General features: G+C 61.7%; 26 protein-coding genes. 11 read left to right on the top strand and 15 right to left on the bottom strand.

The window, feature by feature from the left end; translation table 11 throughout:
- Position 1: 1 nt before the first annotated feature.
- From DQW77_RS04035 to DQW77_RS04015, 5 genes are read right to left on the bottom strand one after another with little or no spacing between them, the layout of a single operon-like run.
- On the bottom strand, positions 2–736 hold the full coding sequence (locus DQW77_RS04035) for an SDR family oxidoreductase (protein ID WP_113256909.1): 735 nt from the start codon (positions 734–736) through the stop codon (positions 2–4).
- Entirely contained in the window at positions 733–1296 is a 564-nt protein-coding gene (locus DQW77_RS04030; RefSeq protein WP_113256908.1) for a DUF3833 domain-containing protein, read from the bottom strand. Before DQW77_RS04030 ends, DQW77_RS04035 begins: the two co-directional genes overlap by 4 nt.
- The gene (locus DQW77_RS04025; protein WP_113256907.1) at positions 1293–2513 is read right to left on the bottom strand and encodes an MFS transporter; all 1221 of its coding nucleotides are present in this window, start codon (positions 2511–2513) and stop codon (positions 1293–1295) included. The genes DQW77_RS04030 and DQW77_RS04025 overlap by 4 nt, the downstream gene beginning before the upstream one ends.
- A complete protein-coding gene (locus tag DQW77_RS04020) occupies positions 2510–3265 on the bottom strand; it encodes a DUF1365 domain-containing protein (RefSeq protein WP_113256906.1) in 756 nt (251 codons plus the stop codon). Before DQW77_RS04020 ends, DQW77_RS04025 begins: the two co-directional genes overlap by 4 nt.
- On the bottom strand, positions 3262–4569 hold the full coding sequence (locus DQW77_RS04015; protein ID WP_113257003.1) for an NAD(P)/FAD-dependent oxidoreductase: 1308 nt from the start codon (positions 4567–4569) through the stop codon (positions 3262–3264). The genes DQW77_RS04020 and DQW77_RS04015 overlap by 4 nt, the downstream gene beginning before the upstream one ends.
- Positions 4570–4797: 228 nt before the next feature.
- On the opposite strand from DQW77_RS04015, the gene DQW77_RS04010 reads away from it, so the two are divergent.
- Positions 4798–5346, top strand: a complete 549-nt coding sequence (locus DQW77_RS04010) for a sigma-70 family RNA polymerase sigma factor (protein ID WP_220124943.1) — start codon at positions 4798–4800, stop codon at positions 5344–5346.
- 8 nt (positions 5347–5354) lie between these two features.
- Positions 5355–6017 (top strand): ChrR family anti-sigma-E factor, encoded by a 663-nt coding sequence (locus tag DQW77_RS04005; protein WP_113257002.1) that lies wholly within the window; start codon positions 5355–5357, stop codon positions 6015–6017.
- A gap of 8 nt (positions 6018–6025) precedes the next feature.
- Here the strand turns inward: DQW77_RS04005 and DQW77_RS04000 are convergent, their stop codons facing one another.
- On the bottom strand, positions 6026–6727 hold the full coding sequence (locus DQW77_RS04000) for a response regulator transcription factor (protein ID WP_113256904.1): 702 nt from the start codon (positions 6725–6727) through the stop codon (positions 6026–6028).
- Positions 6724–8637 carry a PAS-domain containing protein gene (locus tag DQW77_RS03995; protein ID WP_113256903.1) on the bottom strand — a complete coding sequence of 638 codons (1914 nt, stop codon included), beginning with the start codon at positions 8635–8637 and terminating at the stop codon, positions 6724–6726. Before DQW77_RS03995 ends, DQW77_RS04000 begins: the two co-directional genes overlap by 4 nt.
- Before the next feature lie 195 nt (positions 8638–8832).
- Here DQW77_RS03995 and DQW77_RS03990 point away from each other — a divergent pair, with 195 nt between their 5' ends.
- The 8 genes from DQW77_RS03990 (at position 8833) to DQW77_RS03960 (ending at position 16804) form a co-directional block, all read left to right on the top strand.
- The gene (locus DQW77_RS03990) at positions 8833–10809 is read left to right on the top strand and encodes an AMP-binding protein (protein WP_258523661.1); all 1977 of its coding nucleotides are present in this window, start codon (positions 8833–8835) and stop codon (positions 10807–10809) included.
- Entirely contained in the window at positions 10806–11204 is a 399-nt protein-coding gene (locus DQW77_RS17995) for a hypothetical protein (protein WP_147094923.1), read from the top strand. Before DQW77_RS03990 ends, DQW77_RS17995 begins: the two co-directional genes overlap by 4 nt.
- Entirely contained in the window at positions 11197–12015 is an 819-nt protein-coding gene (locus tag DQW77_RS03985; protein WP_113256901.1) for an ABC transporter ATP-binding protein, read from the top strand. Before DQW77_RS17995 ends, DQW77_RS03985 begins: the two co-directional genes overlap by 8 nt.
- 95 nt (positions 12016–12110) lie before the next feature.
- Positions 12111–13097 carry a branched-chain amino acid ABC transporter permease gene (locus tag DQW77_RS03980; protein WP_113256900.1) on the top strand — a complete coding sequence of 329 codons (987 nt, stop codon included), beginning with the start codon at positions 12111–12113 and terminating at the stop codon, positions 13095–13097.
- 4 nt (positions 13098–13101) lie between these two features.
- On the top strand, positions 13102–13362 hold the full coding sequence (locus DQW77_RS03975) for a hypothetical protein (protein WP_113256899.1): 261 nt from the start codon (positions 13102–13104) through the stop codon (positions 13360–13362).
- On the top strand, positions 13363–14484 hold the full coding sequence (locus tag DQW77_RS03970; RefSeq protein WP_113256898.1) for a branched-chain amino acid ABC transporter permease: 1122 nt from the start codon (positions 13363–13365) through the stop codon (positions 14482–14484).
- A gap of 78 nt (positions 14485–14562) precedes the next feature.
- Positions 14563–15846, top strand: a complete 1284-nt coding sequence (locus tag DQW77_RS03965) for an ABC transporter substrate-binding protein (RefSeq protein WP_113256897.1) — start codon at positions 14563–14565, stop codon at positions 15844–15846.
- Positions 15847–15979: 133 nt separating this feature from the next.
- Entirely contained in the window at positions 15980–16804 is an 825-nt protein-coding gene (locus tag DQW77_RS03960) for an ABC transporter ATP-binding protein (RefSeq protein WP_113256896.1), read from the top strand.
- 114 nt (positions 16805–16918) lie between these two features.
- Here DQW77_RS03960 and DQW77_RS03955 read toward each other — a convergent pair whose 3' ends face one another.
- On the bottom strand, positions 16919–17767 hold the full coding sequence (locus DQW77_RS03955; protein WP_113256895.1) for a hypothetical protein: 849 nt from the start codon (positions 17765–17767) through the stop codon (positions 16919–16921).
- Between the two features lie 128 nt (positions 17768–17895).
- Here DQW77_RS03955 and DQW77_RS03950 point away from each other — a divergent pair, with 128 nt between their 5' ends.
- Complete coding sequence (locus DQW77_RS03950; RefSeq protein ID WP_113256894.1) at positions 17896–19116, top strand: phenylacetate--CoA ligase family protein; 1221 nt, start codon at positions 17896–17898, stop codon at positions 19114–19116.
- Positions 19117–19232: 116 nt separating this feature from the next.
- Here the strand turns inward: DQW77_RS03950 and DQW77_RS03945 are convergent, their stop codons facing one another.
- From DQW77_RS03945 to crcB, 7 genes are all read right to left on the bottom strand, one after another.
- A complete protein-coding gene (locus tag DQW77_RS03945; RefSeq protein WP_113256893.1) occupies positions 19233–20024 on the bottom strand; it encodes an amino acid ABC transporter ATP-binding protein in 792 nt (263 codons plus the stop codon).
- 15 nt (positions 20025–20039) lie between these two features.
- Positions 20040–21410 (bottom strand): amino acid ABC transporter permease, encoded by a 1371-nt coding sequence (locus DQW77_RS03940; protein WP_113256892.1) that lies wholly within the window; start codon positions 21408–21410, stop codon positions 20040–20042.
- A 1-nt stretch (position 21411) separates the two neighbouring features.
- Positions 21412–22680, bottom strand: a complete 1269-nt coding sequence (locus DQW77_RS03935; protein ID WP_113256891.1) for an amino acid ABC transporter permease — start codon at positions 22678–22680, stop codon at positions 21412–21414.
- Positions 22681–22807: 127 nt separating this feature from the next.
- Positions 22808–23824, bottom strand: coding sequence for an amino acid ABC transporter substrate-binding protein (locus DQW77_RS03930; RefSeq protein WP_113256890.1), 1017 nt, complete (start codon positions 23822–23824; stop codon positions 22808–22810).
- A gap of 173 nt (positions 23825–23997) precedes the next feature.
- The gene (locus DQW77_RS03925; protein ID WP_113256889.1) at positions 23998–24708 is read right to left on the bottom strand and encodes an ATP12 family chaperone protein; all 711 of its coding nucleotides are present in this window, start codon (positions 24706–24708) and stop codon (positions 23998–24000) included.
- Between the two features lie 82 nt (positions 24709–24790).
- Entirely contained in the window at positions 24791–25834 is a 1044-nt protein-coding gene (locus DQW77_RS03920) for an RluA family pseudouridine synthase (protein WP_113256888.1), read from the bottom strand.
- A complete protein-coding gene (gene crcB / locus DQW77_RS03915) occupies positions 25831–26208 on the bottom strand; it encodes a fluoride efflux transporter CrcB (RefSeq protein ID WP_113256887.1) in 378 nt (125 codons plus the stop codon). The genes DQW77_RS03920 and crcB overlap by 4 nt, the downstream gene beginning before the upstream one ends.
- Positions 26209–26300: the final 92 nt, after the last annotated feature.

Raw genomic sequence — 26300 nt, 5'->3', positions numbered from 1 at the left:
CCTACGCAAAAAGACGGTAATAGATCCAGTCCGGCAGAAACCGCGACATGCGGAACACAAGGCTGAAACCGGCCGGGAAATGACGTTGGAAAGCGCGTTCGTCACACATCAGCTCGAACATCTGCCGGGCGGCCGTTTCCGGGGTCATCAGGAAAGGCATGTGAAACTCGTTCTTGTCGGTGAGCCGGGTCTTGATGAAGCCGGGATTGGCGAGTTGCACCCGCACACCGGTGCGCCAAAGGTCCGCCCGCATCGATTCCGCAAGCGCCATGATCCCGGCCTTGGACGCGCAATAGCCGATCGCGCCGGGCAGACCGCGAAAGCCCGATAGGGATCCTGTCAGCACGACATGCCCCGAATCACGGTCCACCATCGCCGGCAGGGCAGCACCGATCACGCGCATCGCGCCCGTGAAGTTGATATCAGCCATTGCGGTGACCTGTTCAGCGTTCCAGTTCACCGAAGACATTGGCCAATAGACGCCGGCGAGGTACACCAGCCCGTCAACCTGGCCCACCTGGGCCGCCGCGGTGGCAACGCTTTGGTCGCTGGCCACATCCACCGGCACGACCCGGGTTCGCCCGGGCAGGGATTCGGCCAGCTGATGCAGCTTGTCGGCATCGCGGGCCGACAGGATCACCTCGGCACCGGCGGCACTGATGCGGCGGGCCAGCGCGGCGCCCAGCCCCTCGCTTGCACCCACGAGCCAGTATCTTTTTCCGATCCACCCGGTCATGACGCGTCCACCCTGCGCATCGTCGCGACAAGTTCCGCGACCTTGATGCCGAACTTGCGGAACTGGCTCCGGTTCACGATCGTGCCATTGGGCGCCAGATACATCCAGTCATTGGCATCAAGGACGTGACCGCCGGACTCCCGCGGCAGGCGCAGCCGATAGCGCAACTGCACCGTCGGGCCCGACTGCCGCCCCTGCCCGGTGCCCTCCACGTCCGCGGCCTCGGCCCGGATTGCCCCGTCGTTGCCCAGTTCCAGATGCCACGCACGATCCTGGGTTTCACCACTGTCATAGATGAAATGTTCTGTCATCACGCCGCGATTGCCGGTCCATTCGGCGTTGAACCTTCCCGTGAACCGTGATGCGACCCGTCCAGTGGGCCCGTAGATGACCCCTTCGCAGATCATCGGGCCGTTCAGATGGCGGATCAGATCGAATTGCGGTGTCGCGTCGGCGTAATGCCGCGGCCGCTGCGCGGAGAACCCTGCCAGGTATTCACGCAGCCACACGAGACCCAGCATCGCCAGGGCGCCGGTTGCAAGGAATGAAGCCGCGGTCATGCGCCGTCCTCCGTGTCGTCGAGTTTCAGTGTCGCCAGAAGCGCGATGGCCACGGCCTTGAGAAGACAGGGCACGGCCCCGTAAAGCAGGCTCAGGAGGAGCAGAGCCTCCGCATCATTGGACCCGCCAGCGCGAAAGCCACCCGACTCGAGCAGGGGCAGAAGCGCCACCGCCGCGAATGCCAGGGTGAACTTGGACACGAAGGACCAGAGGCCGAAAGCCTCGCTCGCCCCGGGAGAGACACGCGCCATGCGGCGGGCAAAGAGGGCCGGCAAAAGCGTCATGTCCGCACCCAGTGCCGCACCGGATGCCACACAGATCACCCCGAAGGCCCAGGTGTCGCCCGGCCCCAGCGTCACCGCCGCTCCGAAGGCCGCGATCGACAGGACCATCCCGGACAGAAGCACGCGGCGGGCGCCGGCATGTTCGGCAGCCCGTCCCCATAACGGCGCCGCAAAGGCCGCCGAAAGGAAAAACAGTAGAAGGAACGGCCCCTCGAGACCGGGCGCTTTCAAGCGGCTTTCGACAAAGAAGAGAAAGAGGGTCGAACTGACGGCCACCGGCGCCGCGTTGACCATCGCGATCACCAGGAGACGCCGCGCGATCCTGTCGCGCAGGACGGGCAGGAACCCGGCTCCGGCCACCGGGGCGGCGCGCCATTCCCGCCGCATCACCGCCAGCGCGGCAATCGCAAGCAGTGCAAAGCCGATGGCAAATCCGCCGTGGCCACCAAGCGCCAGCGGCGCCACCGCGGCGGCGCATATCCCCAGCAAGGCACCGCTTTCGCGCCAGCGTGCAAGGCGCAGATGCCCCTTGCCCTGAAGCGTCACCGCCGCGGTCACGCCCTGCGCGTAAAAGCAGACCGTAAGATAACTGAAAGCGGAGAAAACGATCGTGAGCATCACCGCGAACCAGGCGAGGGGCTCTATCGGTGGTGTCACGGCGAACAGGCCCACCATCGCCGCCGCCATGGCCACCACCGCGACGGCAACGGAGGCTCCGCGCCGCAATCGCAGACGGTCCGCCAAACGTCCGAGAAGCGGGTCCTGAAGGACATCCAGCAAGCGGAGTCCGAAGAGAACGGTGCCGAGCGCAGCCAGGGACACACCGTATTCGTCGACATAGAACTTCGGCGCATGGATATACAGCGGCAATCCCGCAGACGCCAGCAACCCCGCGAACAGCGCATATGCCGGAAGGCGCGGCGCTGCCGTCAATGGCTCACCTCCTGCGCGGGCGCCTCGGGCCGTGGACGATAGCGCGCACCCTTCCACCACAGCTTGAGTGCCTGCCAGTGAATCAGCGCCAGAACCCGGCGCGAACCCAGGGGACGGCGCAGAACGGCGCGCAGCAACCCGGCATTGCTGAGCCGCGCGCGCGGACCGACGAGGGTGGCGATCACGCCCCCGTTGCCCCCGGTGAAATCGATCCAGATGCCGATGCGGTCGGATCTCAGATCAAACCGGAACTCGTAACCGCCCTCGACCTTCTGGAACGGCGATACGTGAAGCAGCTTGGCTGCGTACAGCCGGTCATCGGCCGTGATCGGCGCCATGTCGGGGCGGTGACAAAGGTAGGAATGGCGATCGCCGAAGGTATTGGTGACCTCGGAGATGACTGATCGCAGCGCGCCCTGTTCGTCGCGGCAGATCCAGAACGAAACCGGGTTGAATACATGCCCCAGTATGCGCGGCTGGGTCAGAAGCTCGATCCGTGCTGGAGCTGGAAGGCCATGCGTCCGAAGCACCTCGCGCACCCAGAGCGGGCCGCGCCCCATACCCGGAGGGCCGCCGTGATCTTGGTCGCGCACCGATGCCAGCGCGGCCCGGTTGCGGCCGAAAAGGCGCGGGCATTCCGGGTCCGCCTCGGCGTCGAGGAGCACGTAATCGACACCGTAGCGGAACGCGTTCTCAATCGCGCCCTTGCGCCCGTGCCACGTGTGGCCGGCGATATGATCAACGGTCCTCATGCGGCGCGCGGTGCCGTCGCGGTCCTGTCCGCGCCGCCGGTAAGGCCATGCACCACATCGACCGCGCTGGACAGCCCGTCCTCGTGAAAGCCGTGCTTGAGCCAAGCACCGCAGAACCAGGTCCGGTCGCGACCGTTCGAGGCCCGCACCCGTTGCTGTGCTGCCAGTGCGGGCAGGTCGTAAACGGGATGGCGCAGCGTCACCTGATCATAGATCAGCTCTTCGCGGATCGTGCGGTTCGTGTTGAGAGTCACGAAGTGGAGATCATCCTGCGGGATCGGCTGAAGCCGGTTCATCCAGTAGGTAAGGTCGATCTGCCCGTCGCGTCGGGCCTCGGCCTCGGTATAGTTCCACGAGGACCACACCGCGCGACGACGGGGCATCACGCTTGCATCGGCGTGAAGCACGATGTCATTGGGCTGGTAGCGTATTGCACCGAGGTCGGCCCGCTCGTGCGGGGTGGCGTCACTCAGCATGCGCAGGCTGTCGTCGGAATGGGTGGCGAAGACGACCTCGTCAAATTCTTCCCAGTCTCCGCCGTGCGCCCGCACGGCCACGTCGGATGGGCCACGCCGCACACCGCTGACCGGGCACCCGAGCCTCAGGGTGACTCCAAGCCGTCTCATGTCATCGCCGAGGCGATCCACATACGAGACAGAACCGCCCGCCACAGTGTACCACTGATGCTGGCCGGTATGGTTGAGCAGGGCATGGTTCTCCATGAATCGGATCATCGCGTGGGCCGGGAAATCGCCCATCTTTGTCTTGGGCGTGGACCATATCGCGCCGGTCAGCGGGTACAGGTAATAATCGCGGAACCATGGCCCGAGGCCCATGCCGCCGAGAAACTCGCCGATCGTCTGATCGGGATCGCTGGTGTGGCGCAACGCACGGGCATTGAACCGCATCACATCGCGCAGCATGCCAAGAAAGCTGGGGTTCAGAACGTTGCGGCGCTGCGCGAATATCGCGTTCACGCTGGCAAGGCCATATTCCAGTGCCCCGCCACGGATCGAGGCGCCGAAGCTCATGTCGCTCTTGACGACGGGCACGTCCAGCCTGTCGAAAAGGCGTGCCAGGTGTGGATAATTGGCATAGTTGAAAACGATGAAACCGGTATCGACCGGCTGATCGCCGCGTTTCCCGGCGATAACCGTGCGGGCATGACCGCCAAGCCGGTTTTCAGCTTCGAACAGTGTCACGTCATGGGTGTCCGCCAGCATGTGCGCCGCCCCCATTCCGGAAATGCCGGCACCGATCACGGCGATACGCTGGCGCGGGGGCGGCATGGAGTCGAATGGCATGGTGTTTTGACCGTTTCTTTTCATTGCGTCTGGGGTTTCTACGCGCCGCAAGCCGCAGCGGATGACAAAATAAATCGGTCGGCAGGTGATCCGCCGGGCGAAGCGGGCCGTAGACGTTACATGTTGCAAGAACCCGACGTCATTGCTCGCCCGGTCCCCTCGCCTGTGTTTGCGGGCTGTGCTAGGGCAAAGCCCAAATCCGCAACGGGGGTGGGATCAGACCGAGTGATGACGGCGAAGAACGAGGAAAACACCGAATGGGTAACGTGCATCGCACGGGTGAGGGACGCGCAGGACAAGGCTGCCTTCGCCCGTCTCTTCGCGCATTTCGCACCAAGGGTCAAAGCCTTCCTTATGCGGTCGGGCGCGGACGCGGCCATGGCGGAAGAATGCACCCAGGAGGTGATGGCGACGCTTTGGCAAAAGGCGCATCTATTCGACCCGGCTCGGGCCAGTGCGGCGACATGGATCTTCACCATCGCCAGAAACCGCAAGATAGATGCCTTGCGCAAGGCGCGCCGGCCGGAACCGGAAGAGGTGATTTGGGGGCCGGACGAAAGCCCTGACCAGGCAGAGATCCTTGCCCTGCAACAGGAAAGCGAGAAGTTGGCAGAAGCCATGACGGCGCTGCCGGAAAAACAGAGAGCATTGATTGAAAAGGCCTATTTCGGGGATCTCAGCCATTCCGAGATTGCCGAGCAGACGGGCCTGCCACTTGGCACGATCAAATCCCGAATCCGTCTGGCGCTGGACCGGCTGCGCCACGCAATGAAGTGATGACCAGTATGACCGACATGATAAACCACCATCTTACCGATGCGCTTTTGATGGCGTATTCCGCCGGCACATTGCCCGAAGCGTTCAGCCTGGCGGTGGCAACGCATGTTTCGATGTGCGACGAATGCCGCGCACGGCTGGGTGCGTATGATACGGTTGGTGGCGCGTTGCTCGACGAGAGTGAAACAGCCACCATGGAGCCCGGAAGCCTTGAAGCGACACTGGCCCTGATCGCCGGTTCGGAGGAGGCACGGGGCGCCACGGCGCCCTGCCAGGTGGGATCGACCGACGATGTCTTCCCCGCGCCGGTGCGCGATTACGTCGGCGGCGGACTTGACGATGTCAAATGGCGCCCGATCGGCATGGGGGTTAAACAGGCGATACTCCCTACCGTCGGCGACGCCGAAGTCCGGCTGCTTCATATCCCCGCCGGGGTGGCGATGCCTGATCACGGCCATACCGGGACCGAGATCACCCTGGTCCTGAAGGGCGCCTTCATCGACGATCAGGACCGCTTTGCCCGCGGTGATGTGGAGGTCGCCGACGAAAAAGTGAACCATACGCCGGTGGCCGATATCGGCGAGGATTGCATCTGCCTTGCGGCCACTGAGGCACCGTTGAAGTTCAAGGGGCTGATGCCGCGGATCGCACAACCGTTCTTGCGCATCTGACACCCGGGTCAATCCCAGCTGACATCCCCGAGAAAGATGTAGCCCGCGCCATAGATGGTCTTGATCAGGCGCGGGCTTTTCGGATCCTCACGCAGCTTGGTGCGCAGGCGCGATATGCGCACATCCATGGCCCTGTCGAAGGTTTCGCCGGCCGCGCCGCCCAGCACCTCCTGCATTGCCTGCCGCGAAATCAGTCTTTTGGGCCGTTCCAGAAAAAGACGCAGCACCTCTCCCTCGGCGTGGGAGAACGGGGTTTCGGTGCCGCTTTCGTCCTCCAGGGCATAACGGTCGAAATGGGCGGTCCAGCCGTTGAAGTGAGCCGTCTCGCCTGTTTGCGGCGCAGACGCGCCACGCCGCAGGCGTGCCCGGATCCGCGCCACCACCTCGGCCGGGTCGAAGGGTTTGATGATGTAGTCGTCGGCACCCAGCTCAAGCCCTGTCACGCGGTCCTGCACCTGTGCCCGACCCGAGATGATGATGACCGTGGCCCCCTGTTCCAGCGCAAGACGATGAACCAGGGTCAGTCCGTCACGGTCGGGAAGCGACAGATCAACCAGGCACACGTCGGGTGTGGTCGTCCGAAGGGACGCCTCGAATTCGGTCGCCCGGTTGAACGTCCGGGTCCGAAAGCCGGCCTCTTCCAGCGCATCGGCCAGCATTGCGCGGATCGCCGGCTCGTCATCCAGGATGCTGACAAGGGGCGCGGTCACGACGCGACCCCGGCGGTGTGCCCCAGGAAAGCGTGCAAATCCTGCGCTGAGAAAGGCTTGCGCAAAACCGGCGCCCGCCCCAGTGCCGCCACGTGCCGGGGATCATCCGCGGGCAGCGACGTCATGAGGTAGGCCGGGCAATGATCTTCGGGCATGCGATCCAGAAGGTCCAACCCGGTTTCACCGCCTTCCAGAACGATGTCCGACAGCACGGCGGATACCTGTGGAAGGTCGGCAAGCAGCGCCAGCGCCTCCCCGACGTTGTCGGCCTCGACAACACTATGACCCGCGTCGCGCAACATGTCGCGCACGGCGCCGCGCAGATCCGGACTGTCCTCGACCACAAGCACCATCCCGGGGGCGCCGCCGGGCGTGGCGGGCCGGAACGGCAGACGCAGCACCACCCGTCCGCCACTGTCCGTGTTGGCAAGGTTGACATGCCCGCCGGCCAGCTTCGTCATGTCGTAGACCATCGACAACCCGAGGCCCGATCCCTCTCCGCCCTTGGTCGTGAAGAAGGGATCGAGGGCGTGCGAAAGCGCCTGATCCGAAAACCCGGTTCCGGTATCCGACACCACGAATTCGAACCAGGTGTCGCGAATGATGCGCGCCGTGATCTCGATCCGGCCCCGCGGCCCGCATGCATCGCGTGCGTTCAGCACCAGATTCAGAAGCGAATCCTGCAACATGCCGGCATCAAGGAGATAGGAACCGGCACCGGCGAGATTGCTGATTTCAAGGCTCATCCCCTCTGGCAGGGTGGAGCGCGCCAATGTTTCCAGATCGGACAGGAACCCTGCAAGATCCACCGGCGCGGGCATGTGCTCACGCGGGCCGGTCATGTCCGCGATGCGATTCAAAAGCCCGCCACCCCGGCGGGCGGCGGCAAGCGTGGCGCCGATCAATTCATCGGCCTCGGCCGGCAGGTCCATGCGGCGCAGCTTGGATTGCATCCCCAGAATGATCGTCAGCAGGTTGGAGAAATCATGCGCCAGCCCCGAGGTCAGCTGCGCCGCCATCTCCCTGCGCCGTGTCTGTTGCAGGGCGGCGCGGGTCTGGCTTTCCTCGGTGATGTCCATCGACAGGATATAGACGCCACCATCGCTGTGATCGGGCGTGAGCGCCACGCGGATGCGCCGTGAGCTGGGATCATGCGTAAACTCGAACACGGACGGCTCACCGGCATAGGCCTTGTCGAGATGCGGGCTGATGACGGACCATGGCTGCGGACCAAGAACCTCGGCCGCGTGGACGCCGATGAGATCGGATTTCGAGCCGGGCATCACCGTTGTTAGCCGGCGGTTCGAATAGGTATAGCGGCGATCGGCATCCACATGGGCGATATGGGCCGGCATCATCTCGGTCGTGAGCCTTGTGCGCGCCTCGGAGGCCGTCAATTGTCGCTTTGCCTCTTCAAGCGCGGTAATGGTGGCCGAAAGCTCGCGGTTGGCTGCGGCAAGTTCCTCGGAATAGTTCAGAAGCTGATCCGAAAGTTCTTCCGATCGGGCACGCAACAGGGTTTCCTGCCGTTTGGTGCGTGTGATGTCCGTATAGACAGTGACCCAACCACCCTGCGGCAGCGGCGACCCCTCGACGCTGATCGTGCGGCCGTTCGCACGGGTGCGTTCCATGTAATGAGGCTCGAACGCGCGGGCCTGACGCACACGCACGTCCACGAACTCTTGCAGATCGCCGACATGCCCGTAATCTCCGCGCTCCGCGAGGTAGCGGATCGTGTCGGCAAAATCCGCGCCGGGCGTCACCAGACGGTCGGGCAGATCGAACATTTCCTGGAAGCGCCGGTTGCAGACCGCAAGGCGCAGATCACGATCATAGATCGTCAGGGCCTGCTGTATCAGGTTCAGCCCGGCCATTGTCATGGCGTCGGTGTCTGGGCGCGTGGATTGCATCTGCTCTTCCCCCGAACCTCGCTAGCACCGGTGCGTGGCGCCGGAAAGTCCTGACTGCAACTTGTTACATTTTGTAAGGATTGGGCAATCTTCACGAAAGAGTTGACCGACAGCGTGAGCGGCGCACTGTGGATGTACAGGGAATCGCCCATCGGGCGTTCGGGCCCGCACAGCGGGCAAACGGGAGGAGAAAACTTGGCACAGTCGTCACAGGCGACCGGCGGGCTTGAGTCCGTGCCGGCGCTTTTGCAGCGCAACGCGTCCGAGTTCGGCGGCAAGCCCGCCTACCGGGAGAAGGAATTCGGGATCTGGCAGTGCTGGACCTGGTCTGAAACCGAGAAAGAGATCGAATCTCTGGCACTCGGTTTCATCAATCTCGGCGTCCAGGAAGGTGATTTCATCGCCATCATCGGGCGCAATCGCCCCTGTTTCTACTGGACGATCGTCGCCGCGCAATCGGTCGGTGCGATCCCGGTGCCGCTCTATCAGGACGCTGCCGCCGAGGAAATGGCCTTTGTCATGGACCATTGCGGCGCGCGCTTCGCCGTTGTCGAGGATCAGGAACAGGTCGACAAGGTCATCGAGATCCAGGAACGGCTGCATCAATTCGAGCACATGATCTATGTCGATCCCCGTGGCATGCGGAAATACGATCACCACAAGCTGCACCGCTTCGTCGACATTCAGGAGCAGGGGCGCGCGGCCTACTACGAATTCATCGAGGACCTCACGGCGCGGCGCGGAAAGCTCGATTATGACAGCGTCTGCGTGATGCTTTACACGTCTGGCACAACCGGCAATCCCAAGGGCGTGGTGCTTTCGAATCGCAACATCATCGAGGCATCCAGATCATCGGCCGAATTCGACAACCTTCAACAGGGCGAGGAGGTACTGGCCTACCTGCCAATGGCATGGGTGGGTGATTTCATCTTCTCGATCGGACAGGCCTATTGGTGCGGTTTCTGCGTCAACTGCCCCGAAAGCGCCGACACGATGCAGACCGATCTGCGCGAAATCGGCCCGACCTATTATTTCGCTCCGCCGCGCGTCTTCGAGAACCAGCTGACCAATGTGATGATCCGCATGGAAGATGCAGGACGGTTAAAGAAATGGCTGTTCGACACCTTCATGGCCCATGCCCGCAAGGTCGGGCCCGACATCCTTGACGGCAAATCCGTAAGTGCCTGGGACCGTTTGAAATACACGATCGGGAGTTTTCTGGTTTATGGCCCGCTGAAAGATACTCTGGGCCTAGGGCGTGTCCGTGTCGGGTATACGGCCGGCGAGGCGATCGGCCCGGAAATCTTTGATTTCTACCGGTCCCTCGGCATCAACCTCAAGCAGCTCTACGGACAGACCGAGGCATCGGTCTTCATCACGCTACAGCCTGACGGCGAGGTCCGAAGTGATACCGTGGGCGTGGCGGCGCCGGGCGTCGAGATCCGGATCAGCGAGGACGGCGAGGTTTTCTATCGCGGGCCGGGTACGTTCGAATATTACTACAAGAACGCCGAAAGCACGAAAAAGACCAAGGACGAGAACGGCTGGGTCGCCACCGGCGATGCAGGTTTCTTCGAAGAGGGATCAGGCCACTTGCGGATCATCGACCGCGCCAAGGATGTCGGAAAGATGGCCGATGGCAAGCTGTTCGCGCCGAAATACGTGGAAAACAAGCTCAAGTTCTTCCCCAACATTCTTGAAGCGGTCGTGTTCGGCAACAACCGCTCGGAATGCACGGCCTTCATCAACATCGATCTCAACGCCGTCGGCAACTGGGCCGAGCGGAACAATATCGGCTATGCCTCGTATCAGGAACTGGCCGGGCATCCCCGTGTCCTGGAAACCATGCGCGAGCATGTCGAGGACGTGAACCGCAGCCTTGCGGAGGACCCGATGCTGAGCCATTGCCAGGTTCATCGTTTTGCCGTCCTCCACAAGGAACTCGACGCCGACGATGGCGAGATCACGCGCACCCGCAAGGTGCGCCGCGGGGTCGTGGCCGACAAGTACGAAGACATCATCGCCGCGCTCTATGACGGATCCGAGGAGGTCTCGACCACCACAGAGGTGACCTACGAGGACGGACGCAAGGGCGCCATCAGCGCAACGCTGAAAGTTTGCGATGCACAGGTCGTGCCGGTCGGCCCGGCCCGACAGGAGGCAGCGGAATGAGCAAACTTGATTGGTCGAAAAACTCCAAGAAAAATCGTGTTTTACAAGCCGGTTATGCGGCGGACGAAAGTGCTCGAAAGGACACTCGTGGCTTGGGCCGCAGGCAAGAACCGAAGTCTGTAATCAAACAGCTCAAAGGCGTTGGGAAACCGAGTAGGTTTACTCACGTAAAAGACGCGAAGAAGACGGCGTCGAAACAATTGGCGATGGCTAGGATAGAGATGCAGGAACTGGCCGCCAAAGGTCTTGAAGGCTCTGAAAGTTTCGAAAAAGCAAAACGCAAAGTGGCGCGCCTAAAGCGAGAACATGATCCCGTGGGAGAGTATCGCAAGAAGATGAGTCTTGTCAGACCAAGCAAGAAAGCAAAAAGAAGAAAGGCGAGACGCCATGCTTGACGCGACAGAAGGGTACATCACCGAGGATGGTCGCAACATCGGTGGCGTGGTGATGGAAATGCACAACATCACCCTGCGCTTCGGCGGGGTGGTGGCGATCAAGGATATCAGCTTCGACATCCGCGAGGGCGAGATACGGGCGATCATCGGGCCCAACGGGGCCGGCAAGTCCTCGATGCTCAACGTCATATCCGGTTTCTACAATCCTCAGGAAGGGGAAGTCTGGTACAAGGGTGCCAAGCGGCCGCCGATGAAGCCATATCAGGTTGCCCGGCAGGGCATCGCCCGCACCTTTCAGAACATCGCGCTGTTCGACGGAATGAGCGTTCTGGACAACATCATGACGGGCCGCATCCGACAGATGCAGGCCGGGCTGCTGGCGCAAGCGCTGTGGAAGGGCAAGGCGGAGCAGGAGGAGGTCGAGAACCGCGAAGCGGTCGAGAAAATCATCGACTTCCTCGAAATCCAGCACATCCGCAAGACGCCGGTGGGCCGCCTGCCCTATGGCCTGAAAAAACGCGTGGAATTGGCGCGCGCGCTGGCCGCCGAACCCTCGATCCTGCTGCTGGATGAGCCCATGGCGGGCATGAATGTCGAGGAGAAGGAGGACATGTCACGCTTCGTTCTCGACGTGAATGACGAATTCGGCACCACCATCGCCCTCATCGAACATGACATGGGGGTCGTGATGGACCTGAGTGACCGTGTGGTGGTGATGGATTACGGCAAGAAGATCGGCGACGGAAGCCCCGATGAAGTGCGCAACAATCAGGCGGTGATCGACGCCTATCTGGGGGTGGCCCATGACTGATTTCAAATCACCCGTTCCGGGCCCGACCCGGGAGCTCAACCACCGGGAGGCCCCGCTGCAAGTCCGGGGCGTGGGAACACAAGGGGAGGCGCATCATGCCTGAGCAGCTGATCTGGGGAATGGAGGTGTTCCTGAACGGCCTCATGGCCGGTGTGCTTTATGCGCTCGTGGCGCTTGGTTTCGTCCTGATCTTCAAGGCGTCGGGCATCTTCAACTTCAGCCAGGGGGTGATGGCACTTTTCGCCGCTCTCACGCTGGTGGGGATCATGGAGGGACAGGTGCCCTTCAGCCATCTCATCAACGCCGCATTCGGCACGGAAATCCACCATTTTGGCTGGCACGTGCCGGCGGTGGCCGCGATCCTGCTGACGATGGTGGTGATGGTTGCGCTGGCCTGGCTGGTCAACCAACTCATCTTCCGCCACCTCGTCAACCAGGAGCCGATCATCCTGTTCATGGCCACGATCGGCCTTGCCTATTTCCTCGAGGGCTTCGGTGACATCATGTGGGGCGCCGACATCAAGAAGCTCGATGTAGGTCTGCCGCAGGGCATAAACAGTACCATCGACGAGGTGACCTACAACATCTTCGGCTACGGATTCTTCATCGACAATCTCGATCTCTGGGCAACGGCGGTGGCCGCGCTTCTGGTGATCGCGCTGGTGATCTTCGCGCAATACACCAAGCAGGGCCGGGCGATGCGTGCGGTGGCCGATGACCACCAGGCCGCGCTCAGCGTCGGCATCTCGCTCAATTTCATCTGGGTGATGGTCTGGTCACTGGCCGGGTTCGTGGCGCTGGTGGCCGGGATCATGTGGGGCACCAAGTCGGGCGTGCAGTTCTCGCTTTCGCTGATCGCGCTCAAGGCATTGCCCGTCCTGATGCTGGGCGGCTTCACCTCGATACCCGGCGCCATCGTCGGCGGCCTGATCATCGGGGTGGGCGAGAAGCTTTTCGAGTTCATCATCGGGCCGATGGTGGGCGGCGCCACCGAGAACTGGTTCGCCTACGTGCTGGCACTGATCTTCCTCGTCTTCCGGCCTCAGGGGCTTTTCGGCGAGAAGATCATCGAGAGGGTATGACGGGATGAAGAAGCTCATTGCCATCGTCAATGTCATTGCCTGGGCCGGGTTCTGGTCCTTCGGCTACCTCGCGCTTTCGGCCCGGGTGGAGGACACGGGCCAGATGATCACCGCCGCGATACTCGCTGCCATTGGCGGGGGGCTGGGCATCGCCGCCTATCTCTGGCTGGCGCGTCACTCCGAGGCGACGGGATATGCGCGACCGGCCAACCGCGCAGCAAAACGCGAGGACGAAGACGAACAGATTCACGGGGAGGTTCTTTAGATGTTCTATCGCGAAGCGGGGGATTTCAAGACCTCCTACGAAGCCGACAACCAGACCTTCCCGATCAAGTTCGATCGCTATCGCTACTACGCGGTTCTCGTGATCGCGTTTGCGATGGTGCCGTTCGTGATCAACGATTACTGGGTCAACGCGGTTTTCCTACCCTTCCTGATCTATTCCATCGCGGCGATCGGGCTCAATATCCTGGTGGGCTATTGCGGGCAGGTCAGCCTGGGCACCGGCGGATTCATGGCCGTGGGCGCCTATGCCTGCTACAAGTTCATGACCGGCTTGGACATCTGGCTGATGCAGGATGGCGAATGGGTCCGCTACGCCCTGCCCGAGATCAACATCTTCTTCTCGGTCATCCTGGCGGGGCTGGTGACATCCGTCGTCGGCGTTCTGTTCGGGCTGCCGTCACTCAGGATCAAGGGGTTCTACCTTGCCGTGGCCACGCTGGCGGCGCAGTTCTTCCTCGTCTGGCTCTTCAACAAGTGGTCGTGGACCTACAACTACTCGGCCTCCGGGCAGATCAGCGCGCCGGAACGCACGATCATGGGCGTGCCCGTGACCGGGGCGGAAACCGCGCCCTGGGCGGCGTATCTTTTCTGTCTCGTCTTCCTGACGCTGAGCGCGCTGATCGCGCGCAACCTTACCCGCGGCATGGCCGGGCGGAAATGGATGGCGATCCGGGACATGGACATCGCCGCCGAGATCATCGGCGTGAACCCCCTCAAGGCCAAGCTGAGCGCCTTCGCGGTCAGTTCTTTCTTCGTCGGCATCGCGGGCGCGCTTTTCTTCGCGGTCTACCTGGGTGCCGTCGAGGTGGGCGAGGCGTTCGGCATCAACAAGTCCTTCCTCGTGCTCTTCATGGTGATCATCGGCGGGCTCGGCTCGATCTTCGGCTCCTTTGCAGGGGCTGCTTTCCTGGTGCTGCTGCCGGTGCTGCTGAAGAACACGCTGGTGGGCGGCCTGGGCTGGCCCACGGATCTTGCCGCGCACCTGGAATTCATCATCGTCGGCGGACTCATTGTCACCTTCCTGGTGGCGGAGCCGCACGGGCTGGCACAGCTCTGGCGGGTGACAAAGGAGAAACTGAGACTTTGGCCCTTCCCCCACTAGGGTGCAGGGTGAGAGGTGTGGCGGGTTCAGCACCCGCCCTACGCGAACATCGGAGAAACCAAGGGAGGATATCAACCGATGAAACAGAAACTACTGACAGCAGTCACCGCCGCCGTGATGGCCGCGGGGCCGGCACTGGCCGAACTCAAGATCGTCGACACAAGTTACCGCACCGGCCCCTACGCGGCGAATGGCATCCCGTTCTCGGACGGTTACCAGGATTACTTCACGCTGCTCAATGAACGCGACGGTGGCATTGGCGGAGAGATGATAAATCTTGTCGAATGTGAAACCGGGTACAACACCGAAAAGGGTGTCGAGTGCTACGAAGGCACCAAGGGCGACGATTCTCTGGTCTACCAGCCGCTCAGCACGGGCATCACCTATCAGCTGATCCCGAAGGCTTCGGCGGACGGCATCCCGCTCCACACGATGGGGTACGGCCGCACGTCGGCAAAGAACGGGTCGGTGTTCAAGTGGGTTTTCAACTACCCGGCGAATTACTGGGACGGGGCGAGCCACGCTGTGACCCATATCCTCAACCAGAATGACGGTGACATCGGAGACAAGACCATCGCGCTGGTCTACCACAATTCCGCCTACGGCAAGGAGCCCATTCGAACGCTGGAGAAGCTGAGCGAGAAGCACGGCTATGACCTGACGCTTCTACCGGTCGACCACCCGGGCCAGGAACAGAAATCGCAGTGGCTGCAGATCCGCCGCGAGAAGCCCGATTACGTGATCATGTGGGGATGGGGCGTGATGAACCAGGTCGCGATCCAGGAAGCCGTGAATATCCGTTTTCCAATGGAGAATTTCATCGGCATCTGGTGGTCCGGATCGGAAAACGACGTGAAAGCCGCAGGCGAACGGGCCGATGGTTACAAGGCGCTGACATTCCACAACCTTGGCAGAGATTATCCGGTTTACGATGATATTCAGGAATATGTCGTCGATGCCGGTCTTGCAGCCGGCGCGGGTGATCAGATCGGAAGCGTGCTCTACAACCGTGGAATGTACGCTGCTATGCTCGCTGCGGAAGCAGTGAAAACCGCACAGGAAATGCATGGCGTGGCTGCCATCACGCCCGAGCAAATGCGCGACGGTATGGAGAACCTGGAGATCACCGAAGAGAAAATGGCCGCGATCGGCCTTCCCAACTTCGGCCCCGAGTTCACTGTGACCTGCGAGAACCACGGCGGCAATGGCCTTGGCGCGGTTTCGCAGTGGGACGCCGAGGCCGGCAAGTTCGAGCTGATCACCGATTACTACCAGTCGGACCAGGAGATCATCCAGGAGCTTGTCAAGGAAGATTCCATGTCCTTCGCCGAGGAGAACGACATCGAGCTGCGCTGCGATTGATCGCTGCGTGGACAAGCCCGGCCAAGGGACGGGCTACATGATACCGGGCGCGGCGGTTCCGCCGCCGCGTCACGCCCCACTCCATCGAATTCCAGCGGTCCCGGAAAGGTTCGGGACATGACGGAGATACACCATGCTCGACGCCGGACGTACCGAAGAAAAGCTTCTTCAGGTCAACAATATCGAGGTGATCTACAATCACGTCATCCTGGTTCTAAAGGGCGTCAGCCTCAGCGTCCCCAAAGGCGGGATCACCGCCCTTCTTGGTGGCAACGGTGCGGGCAAGACGACGACGCTGAAGGCCATCTCGAACCTCCTGAAATCGGAACGGGGCGAGGTGACAAAGGGCTCCGTCACGTACCGTGGTGAACGTATACAGGACCTGGCCCCCTCCGATCTGGTGAAAAAGGGGGTCATACAGGTAATGGAGGGCCGACACTGCTTCGAGCACCTGACGGTCGAGGAAAACCTTCTGACCGGTGCTTATACGCGAAGCGCCTCGAAGGCGGATATCAATACCGACCTGGAGCTTGTCTATTCCTATTTTCCGCGCCTGAAGGAACGTCGGCGAAGTCAGGCCGGCTATACGTCGGGTGGCGAACAGCAGATGCTCGCCATCGGCCGTGCCCTGATGAGCCGGCCCGAGACGATACTTCTGGACGAACCCTCGATGGGCCTTGCGCCGCAGCTCGTGGAAGAGATTTTCAATATCGTGAAGGGCCTCAACGAGAATGAGGGCGCGACCTTCCTGCTGGCCGAGCAGAACACCAACGTCGCGCTGCGCTTCGCGCATTACGGCTATATCCTCGAGTCGGGGCGTGTGGTGATGGACGGGCCCGCCGACGATCTCCGCGAGAACCCCGACGTGAAGGAATTCTATCTCGGCATGTCGGATGAGGGCCGCAAGAGTTTCCGCGACGTCCGCAGCTACCGCCGCCGCAAACGCTGGCTGAGCTGAATCAGGAGCGCCGCGATGGCCAATCATGCACATTCACAGCCCCGTGCGGGTGTCTTTCGGGCCGGGTACGGGGCATGGCACTTCCGCAACAAGACGCCGAAGCGCCAAACCGGATCATTCGCCGGTAAGGTCCGCGCGCATTTCCTCGATCAAGGAAAGTGCTTCCTTTCTCGTGTTGTGGATATTCGGCCGGAAGCCCTGCGTTTCGGCGCGCAAGCGAATATCCTCTTCAGTCTCCGACCCGGCAGCAAACCGCGCACTGCCCAAAGAGGCCGCCTCGTTGAGCCGCTTGCCGCGGTGCGCATAACGCACCCAGGCGGCCGGAAGGATCTCGCACCCGTTGAGGTTGACAAGGAAAAACCACTTTCGATCCGTTTCCTTGATCCGCTCTTCAATGAAATCATAAAAATCGTCAACGTCCCGACTGTGGTGGAAGACGAAGTGGGAAAAATCCACTTCCATGATCACCCTGTCCTCGTCAAAAGCCAGCCTGCGGACAAAATCGGAAAGCGTGTAGTTCGGATCATGGGTGATTCTTGCGCGCCGCTTGCCGGGCAGTTCCGCGATACGTTCAAGCGCAGCGGCGCGGTCAGTGAAAAGATTTGGATCGAAGGCTTCGGTATTCGCCGCGCGTTCGATCTGACGCCGGGTCACCTCGGAGGCATCGAAACGGACCGATCCCATCGAATGGGCGAGGTTGAGTGCCCTGCCGCGGCGGGAATAGGCCGTCCATGCGATCGGGTCGATGCGGGTCCCATTGAGGTTGACAAGAAAAAACCAAAGCTCCTCTCCGGTCCGAGCGATACGTTCTTCCAGCCGGTCGTAAAAGCGATTCACGATCTCGGAATCGCGGAAATGAAACTCCGAAAAATCCGCTTCCATGATCTGTTCGGCTTCGTGAAAAACAATTCGCGAGTCTATCTCGGCGTCGCTGACGGCGGGGCTGGTTTCTGTCTCTGTCATTCTCGGGCGTCCTCGGGATGGGGCGTTGCTGATCTGTATACTTTTGTATGCAATCGTCTAGCCGCGACTCCGTGCGCCTTCAATCTGTCAAGCTGTCGCGCCCCCCGCGACGGAATATCGGTGTAAACATGACCCAATTTTACGACGACCTGGAAACGCGCAGTCCCGAAGATCGGGAAAAGGCAATAGCAGACGCATTGCCGAAGCAGATCGCCCGGGCAAAGGGACTGCCCGGATACGAGATGTCACTCGCACATGTTGATGCCGCGACGGTCCGGAGCGTTGGTGATCTTGCCGCGCTGCCTGTTCTGCGCAAAGCGGATCTGGGGCGGGCGCAGACCGCGGAGTCACCCTTCGGCGGTCTGACCACACGGAATGCCGCGGATTTCACCCACATCTTCCAATCCCCCGGGCCAATTTACGAACCCGGTGGCGGCAGCCGGGACTGGTGGCGCATGGGCCGGTTCCTGCACGCTTGCGGCATCGGTCGCGGCAACATCGTGCAAAATTGCTTCGGGTATCACCTGACACCGGCGGGAATGATTTTCGAGAACGGGGCACGCGCCGTCGGCGCCGCGGTGGTGCCAGCCGGAACCGGACAGAGTGAGCTTCAGGCACGGGCGGCTGCCGATATCGGCGTGACCGCCTATGCCGGCACCCCGGATTACCTGAAGGTCATTCTGGACAAGGCAGACGAGATGGGCCTGTCCCTTTCGATTTCGAAAGCTGCCGTCGGTGGCGGTGCCCTGTTTCCTTCGCTGCGGAGCGAGTATGCCGATCGGGGCATCGCGTGCCTGCAATGCTACGCCACGGCCGATCTGGGCAACATCGCGTATGAGTCCGATGCTCAGGAAGGCCTTGTCGTGGACGAGGGCGTTATCGTCGAGATCGTGACCCCCGGCACGGGCGAGCCGGTAGCGCCGGGCGAGGTGGGAGAGGTCGTTGTGACAACCCTCAATCCCGACTACCCGCTGATCCGTTTCGCAACCGGCGATCTGAGCGCGTCAATGGAGGGGACAAGCCCCTGTGGCCGCACCAACCTGCGCATCAAGGGCTGGATGGGCCGGGCCGACCAAACGACGAAAATCAAGGGCATGTTCGTGCGGCCCGAACAGGTGGCGGCGCTGGTATCGCGTCATGCCGAGATTTCGCGCGCCCGGGTCATAGCCAGCCGCGAGGGCGAAATGGACGTGATGACCGTGAAGATCGAGGCCGAAGACGGCAACGCCGACGCGTTCGCCGGATCCGTGGCCGAAGCGTTGAAGATGAAGGGCCGGATCGAGATCGTGGCCAAGGGCAGCCTGCCCAACGACGGCAAGGTCATAGAGGATCAGCGCAGCTACGACTGACTGACCTGTTCGCGCTTGCCTGTATAGTGCCACAAGCCGGTGATATGCGCCAGAATCAGGTCGGTGGCGGTTTTCCACCCCGGTTTTGCGGCGGGTGACTTCGGACAACCGGGCGATCAGTGGCCGAGGATCTGGCTCAGGAACAGCTTGGTACGTTCCGATTTGGGGTTGTTGAAAAACTCCTCGGGCTCGTTCTGTTCGACGATCTGCCCCTGATCCATGAAAATCACCCGGTTGGCGACCTGCCGCGCAAAACCCATCTCGTGGGTGACGCAGAGCATGGTCATGCCTTCCTCGGCCAGCTCGATCATGGTGTCGAGAACTTCCTTGATCATTTCGGGGTCCAGCGCCGATGTGGGTTCGTCAAAAAGCATGATCCGCGGCTTCATGCAAAGCGACCGCGCGATCGCCACCCGTTGCTGCTGGCCACCCGAAAGCTGGCCGGGATACTTGTCGGCCTGTTCCGGAATCTTGACCTTTTCAAGAAAGTGCATCGCGGTTTCCATCGCTTCCTTGCGCGGTGTCTTGCGAACCCAGATCGGCGCCAGGGTGCAGTTTTCGAGGATCGTCAGATGGGGAAACAGGTTGAAGTGCTGGAAAACCATGCCCACTTCCGAGCGGATCTTGTCGATGTTCTTCACGTCGTTCGAAAGCTCGGTACCATCCACGACAATCCGGCCCTGCTGATGCTCCTCCAGCGCGTTGAGACAGCGGATAAGGGTGGACTTGCCAGAGCCGGACGGACCCGCAATCACGATCCTTTCGCCTTCATGAACCGTCAGGTTGATGTCACGCAGCACGTGGAAGGCACCGAACCACTTGTTCATGCCGTCTATTTCGATGGCGACCTTGTCGCTCACCTGCATTTTTGAGCGGTCTACATCGCGTTCGAGAGCCAGATCGGACATTGCCGGAATCCTTTCTTAATTGTGGCCGGTCTGAAGCTTTCGCTCCAGCCACATTGAATAACGGGACATGCTGAAGCAGAAGATGAAGAACAGCAGCGCGATGAAGGCGAAAAGCTCCCAGTAGATGCCGTTCCATTCCTGGTTGGCGCGGATACCCTGGCTCAGGCCGATCGGATCAAGCAGACCGATGATCGACACCAGGGTGGTGTCCTTGAAGACGCCGATGAAGGTGGACACGATGCCGGGGATCGAGATCTTCAGGGCCTGCGGCATGATGATCAGCCGCTGCGCCTGCCAGTAATCAAGGCCCAGGCTGTCGGCGCCCTCGTACTGACCCTTCGGCAACGCCGCGAGGCCACCGCGCACCACCTCGGCGATGTAGGCCGAGGCGAAGACGGTGACCATGATCATCACCCGCATGATGATGTCGAAATTCGTGCCCGGCGGCATGAAGTAGTTCAACAGCACCGACGCGACAAAAAGAAGCGTGATCAGCGGCACGCCGCGGATGAGTTCGATGAACCCCACGCAGAGCGACTTGACGATGAAGAGGTCGGATTGACGACCGAGCGCCAGCAGGACCCCGATCGGCAGCGACAGCCCGATCGCCACGACACCGAGCAGAAGCGCCAGCATAAAACCCCCGAACTGCCGGCTTTCGACACTCGGCAGACTGATCGGAACGACCTGATCCAGACCGGCGGTGACATAGCCCATGATCACGCTCCACCACAGCAGGGCCGCGATCACGCCGGCGATGACCGCCAGCAACGAGCCCAGCCGCACCTGACCCATCGAAATGACCAGGTAGAGAATGACGAAGCCGGCCGCGATGCCGAGAGGGAACCACAGCGACCCGCCCCACATCAGCCAGGGCATCAGGAACGGGTAGATCGCGGTCACGATCAGAAGTTTGCGCGGCGCCCTGTCGAAAAGCACCGGCGCAAGCGCGATGAACAGCAATACGAAGGTCAGGTTGGGCCGGAAATAGGCCGGCAACATGGCTTCGGGTGGCGGGGCATCCACCGTCGCATCCGGAGCGAAGGGATAGGGTGGATAGAAACCGTAAAGCAGCTGAAGCCACCGGTCCTTGATGACCGCCCAGCACGCGTGCCCATGGGTTTCGCCCCATGTCGCCTTCATGATCTGGCGGCATTCGTCCAGCGATTCGGCGTTCCAGACCGATTGGAAAACCCAAGGAAGGAGCCCCGAAAGGACATAGTACACGAACCCGATCGACAGCAGGGTCAGGATCGTGTTCAGCCAGCCCGAAAAGAGGTTTTCCCGCATCCAGCCGATGACACCCGTTTCGGTGACCGGAGGCTCCTGTTCGGGGAGCATCGTCTCGCGCACATAGGAGACGGTTTCTGCATGTGTATCGCTCATCCTACCGCTCCACCAGTTTCACACGATTGTTGTACCAGTTCATGATCGACGAGATGACCAACGAGATCGTCAGATAGACCAGCATCAGCAGCAGGACGCATTCAAGCTCCCGCCCGGTCTGGTTCATGGTGATGCCGCCAAGGGTACCCGTGATGTCCATGTACCCCACCGCGATCGCCAGGGACGAGTTCTTGGTCAGGTTGAGATATTGAGAGATCAGCGGCGGGACGATCACCCGCAGGGCCTGCGGCAGCACCACCAGGTTCATGACCCGGTTGGGACGCAGCCCGAGGGCCGCTGCGGCCTCTGTCTGACCGTGGCTCACGGCGAGAATACCGGCGCGCACGATCTCGGCAACGAATGCAGCCGTGTAAAGCGACAGTGACAACCAGAGTGCGATCAGGGAATTGCGCATGTGTATGCCGCCCTGAAAGTTGAACCCCGTGAGCTCGGGATTGCCAACATGAAATCCCATTGCGATCAGCAATCCAAGCGTCGGAAGGACGATTATCCCGAGATTTATGTACCATGTGGTTGGCCGTTCACCCGTCGCGTTCTGGATCGCGTCGGCCCGCGCCGTAACCTTGCGCGCCGCGAAGATCGACAGGCCGAGAACAAGCACGAAGGCCAGCAGGTCCAACGAAACATCCATGCGCAGGCTGGATTGTCCGAACAGATGGATATCGCCCAGGGAGCGCGAGAAAAGCGGCTCGGGAATATAGAACCCGCGATTTGTGAAGGCCACACTGTCAAAGAGCTTGAGCGTTGCATCGGGATTGTCACCCCGGAACGCCGATGGTCGTGGCAAGCTTTCGATCAGGATCGCCATCGCGAGCACGATCCACAAAAGGACCGGAACATTGCGGAACATCTCGACATAGACGGCCATGATCTTGGCCACCAGCCAGTTCTTGCTAAGCCGCAGGACACCCACCAGAACCCCCACGATGGTTGCCGTGGCGCACCCCAGAACAGCGACGATGAGCGTGTTCAAAAGCCCGATGAACGAGGCGCGCAGGTGCGAATCCCGGCTGTCGTATTCCAGGATGTGCTGGTTGATGTCGTAGCTCGACGGTTCCGAAAAGAAGCCAAATTCAACCGGCTTCCCGAGCGCGGCCAGGTTCTGCATCGTGTTGTTGATCAGCCACGCCGCGGCCAGCATGAAGGCCATCAGCGCCACCACCTGTATCGTCGTGGAACGATACCGGGTGTCATAGATGAGCATGGACAGCCGGAACGACTCCTTGGGAGGGTCGGTATCTGTTGTCATCTGGGATGTTCCCCGTCTGTCGGCCCGGTTTGTTTTTTCGCGGCTGAACGCCGTGGGCCGATCATTCTGGTTTGGTCTTGATCAAAAAAGGGCGCAGGCCTTGGCCTGCGCCCCTGTCTTCAGCCGATCAGCGGAACGGCGGCGCGTACATCAGGCCACCGTCTTTCCACTGTGCATTGAGCCCGCGTGCCAGGCCGACGGGGGTTTCCTCGCCAATGTGCTTGGCGAAGAGTTCACCGTAGTTGCCGCCCGCCATGATGGCGCGCTTGGCCCACTCGGAGTCGAGGCCCAGCATCTCACCCATGGTGCCTTCGCTGCCGAGTATGCGGTTGACCTCGGGGCGATCGGTGCCCTTGGCCAGCTCCTCGATATTGGCCGAGGTGATGCCCAACTCTTCGGCCGCGATCAGGGCATTGAGCGTCCAGCGCACGATATCGCCCCATTCCTGGTCCCCGTGGCGTACCAGCGGGCCAAGCGGCTCCTTCGAAACGATCTCGGGCAGGATCACGTGATCGCTGGGGGTCTCGAACGTTGCGCGCGTGGCGGCGAGGCCCGACGAGTCCGTCGTGTAGACGTCACAGGCACCGGCAAGGTACTGCTGCTGCGCCTCGGCATTGGTCTCGATCGGAACCGGCTCGTATTCCATGTCATTGGCGCGGAAGAAATCCGCGAGGTTGAGCTCGGTCGTGGTGCCGGTCTGGATACAGACAGTGGCGCCGTTCAGCTCCTTGGCCGAGGTCACACCAAGCGACTTGGGGATCATGAAGCCCTGACCGTCATAATAGTTGATGCCGACGAACTCGTTCTTGAGGTCGACATCGCGCGTCAGCGTCCACGTGGTGTTGCGTGCCAGCATGTCCACCTCGCCCGAAGCGAGCGCCGTGAAACGCGTCTTGCCGGTTGTCGGTACGAATTCAACAGCGGTTGCATCACCGAGAACGGCTGCGGCAACGGCGCGGCAGACCGCGACATCGAAGCCTTCCCAAACGCCATTGGCATCGGGCGCCGCAAAACCGACGAGACCGGTGGTAACGCCACAGTTGAGGGTGCCCCGCGCCTTGATGTCGTCAAGCGTGGCAGCGGCGGCACCGCTTGCGGCAAGCCCGGCGACTGTCAGCGCGCCAAGAAATACGGATTTTTTCATCTTTACCTCTTCCTGATTGCCCGTCCGATTGCACAGGACGGTTCGTGCGGCCGGTTAAGGCCGGTCGGGTTTTGAAGGGGCAATCCCCCTCAGCGAGCCTGAGTTTGGGCGGATTCATTCGTCAAGGTCAAGTGCAGATCACGAAAAATGATGCCCCACAAGACGGACGGTGATCAACCGCGTGACAAGGCGTAGACCCGGTGCGCCTGCAGGAATGCGGCCCGTTTCCGCGCCGTTGTCGTAGCCGCCTCGGCATCCGTTCCCCAAAGTTCCTCCTGCCAGGTCTCGTCGATGCGCGAGGCGTTCCAAAGCTCTTCCGGCCGGCTTTGCCCGTGGATTGCCGCGAATCCGATCACCAACGAGCCAGACATCGACACAAGGTCATGCATGGCGGTCAGTGCAAAGGAATCCAGATCGTGCACCCGCCCGGACATCGCGCCAAGCGCAACAGGATCCTGGGGAACATGCATGACGCCGTTCACCGGCCGCAACCTTGCGCCAAGATGATCGGCGGCCCATTCCAGCAACGGGTCCCAGGCCGCGCATTGGCGCGCGACCAACCCTTCCGGCGAGTCGGCGCGATAGCACAAAAGATCGGCATCGCCATAAGCGGCGATCATGTCAGCGACTTCTGAATGCTGGTGCCACACTTTGTCGATCGCGGCATTCGCAGCCCGGGTCAGAGGCATGACGTTAGGATCGACGCGCTCTTGCTGAGCGTCCCACTCCCCGGCGATGGCCTCGGCCAGCGGTCGGGTCGGCACGACCAGTGGCGCCTTGGCCGGAGTATGTACCGGGCGGCCATCCAGTTCGATCCGGTATCCCGGGTCACAATCCGCGACGCCCGCGGATTTCCAAAACCGTTTCAGTGACCATTCACTCATTGTTGTTTCGCCCCCGCGTGAGTTTTTGTGCTTTTCCGCGCGCAGACACGTCTGCGCGCGTCCCGATGATCGACACCGCCGGTCAGAAGATCTTGGAGAAGGGATCGTCCGGCACGTCACCGGGTTGCCATTGAAAGACGTCCCAGGTCCGGGACATATGCGCCGGAAGTGGCGCGACAAGCACAAGCTGCGCACCCGTCACCGGGTGCCGAATGGTGAGTGAACGCGCATGCAGGTGCAGTTTGCGGCTCAATTCGCCGCCCAGTTGGGCCCCCCAGCCATCACCGGGATTTTCCTGACCGGACCCGCCGTATTTCCCGTCTCCGATGATCGGATGACCGATCTCGGCCATGTGCGCGCGCAGCTGATGGGTGCGGCCCGTAACAGGGACCAGGGCCATCCATGCACACCGGCTGGCCGCGGCCTCGAGGACCGTGAAATCGGTGATCGCATGCCGCGCGCCCTGCGTTCGGTCCACGTCATCGGGATGTACGCAATGCATTTTCTCGCCTTCACCTTTCGCACCATGGCCCGGTGCCTTCACAAGGCCGTAACGAATCGTGCCGGTACGGGGCGCGGGAACACCTGCCACTGCCGCCCAGTAGATCTTGCGGGTCGTGCGACTGCGGAATGCGGCGGTCAGCGCCGCTGCGACCGCCCGCGTGCGCGCCATGATCAGAACACCCGACGTGTCCTTGTCCAGCCGGTGGACAAGGCGCGGCTTTTCCTCCAGCCCGAAGCGCAACGCCTCGGACAGACCATCGACATGACGCGTCTGTCCTGATCCGCCCTGCACGGCAAGGCCCGGCGGCTTGTTGATGGCAATGACCTGATCATCCCGGTAGATCACGGCATCACGGATCATCGCGCTGTCCGCTTCATCGATTTTCTGTCGCACCGCGGTGCGCGTGTTCGCCGTATCCGGCAACGGCGGCACCCGCACCTGCTGCCCATGCGCAAGCCGCGTTCCGGCCTTGACCCTGCCACCATCGACCCGGAGTTCGCCCTTTCGGCACATCCTTTCGATCCGGCCTTGCTGGACATGCGGAAACTGTCGCCGGAGCCAGCGGTCAAGCCTTTGACCAGCGTCTTCTGGCGCCACTGTCATGGTTTGAACAGACGTCATGACAAGGTGAACCGCGCCACGGCCATACCCAGCACGATCCCCATCAGCGAAAAGCCTACGGATGCCGCCACATACGCCGCGGCAATCACGGTCTGGCCACGCTCCCACAGTGTTAGCGCATCCAGCGAGAAAGCGGAAAAGGTTGTGAACCCGCCCAGCACCCCAGTCAGAAGGAACGGCCCGAGGCGCGTGCCGTCGCGATGAGCGAGCACGACCACGATGACCCCCATGAGGAACGATCCGAGGATGTTTACCCCGAGTGTGGCCCATGGAAACCCCGGCCCGATCAGGCGCATAGACCCCACCGAGGCGAGATACCGCGCCGAAGCGCCGATCGCCCCTCCAAGGGCCACTTGTGCAAGCGTCATGAACATGGCGCGTCTGTCGCGTGCCGCCCCGGTTTTGTCAAGCTGGCGCCGGGGCGCGCAAGTGTCGTCCGATATGCCGCGAATGGGCTGTCCCCCGG

Source organism: Roseovarius sp. TE539 (assembly GCF_003298505.1).
Lineage (GTDB): Bacteria > Pseudomonadota > Alphaproteobacteria > Rhodobacterales > Rhodobacteraceae > Roseovarius.
The sequence above is the reverse complement of the archived record's forward strand: the minus strand, read 5'-3'. Positions and strand labels throughout refer to the sequence as shown.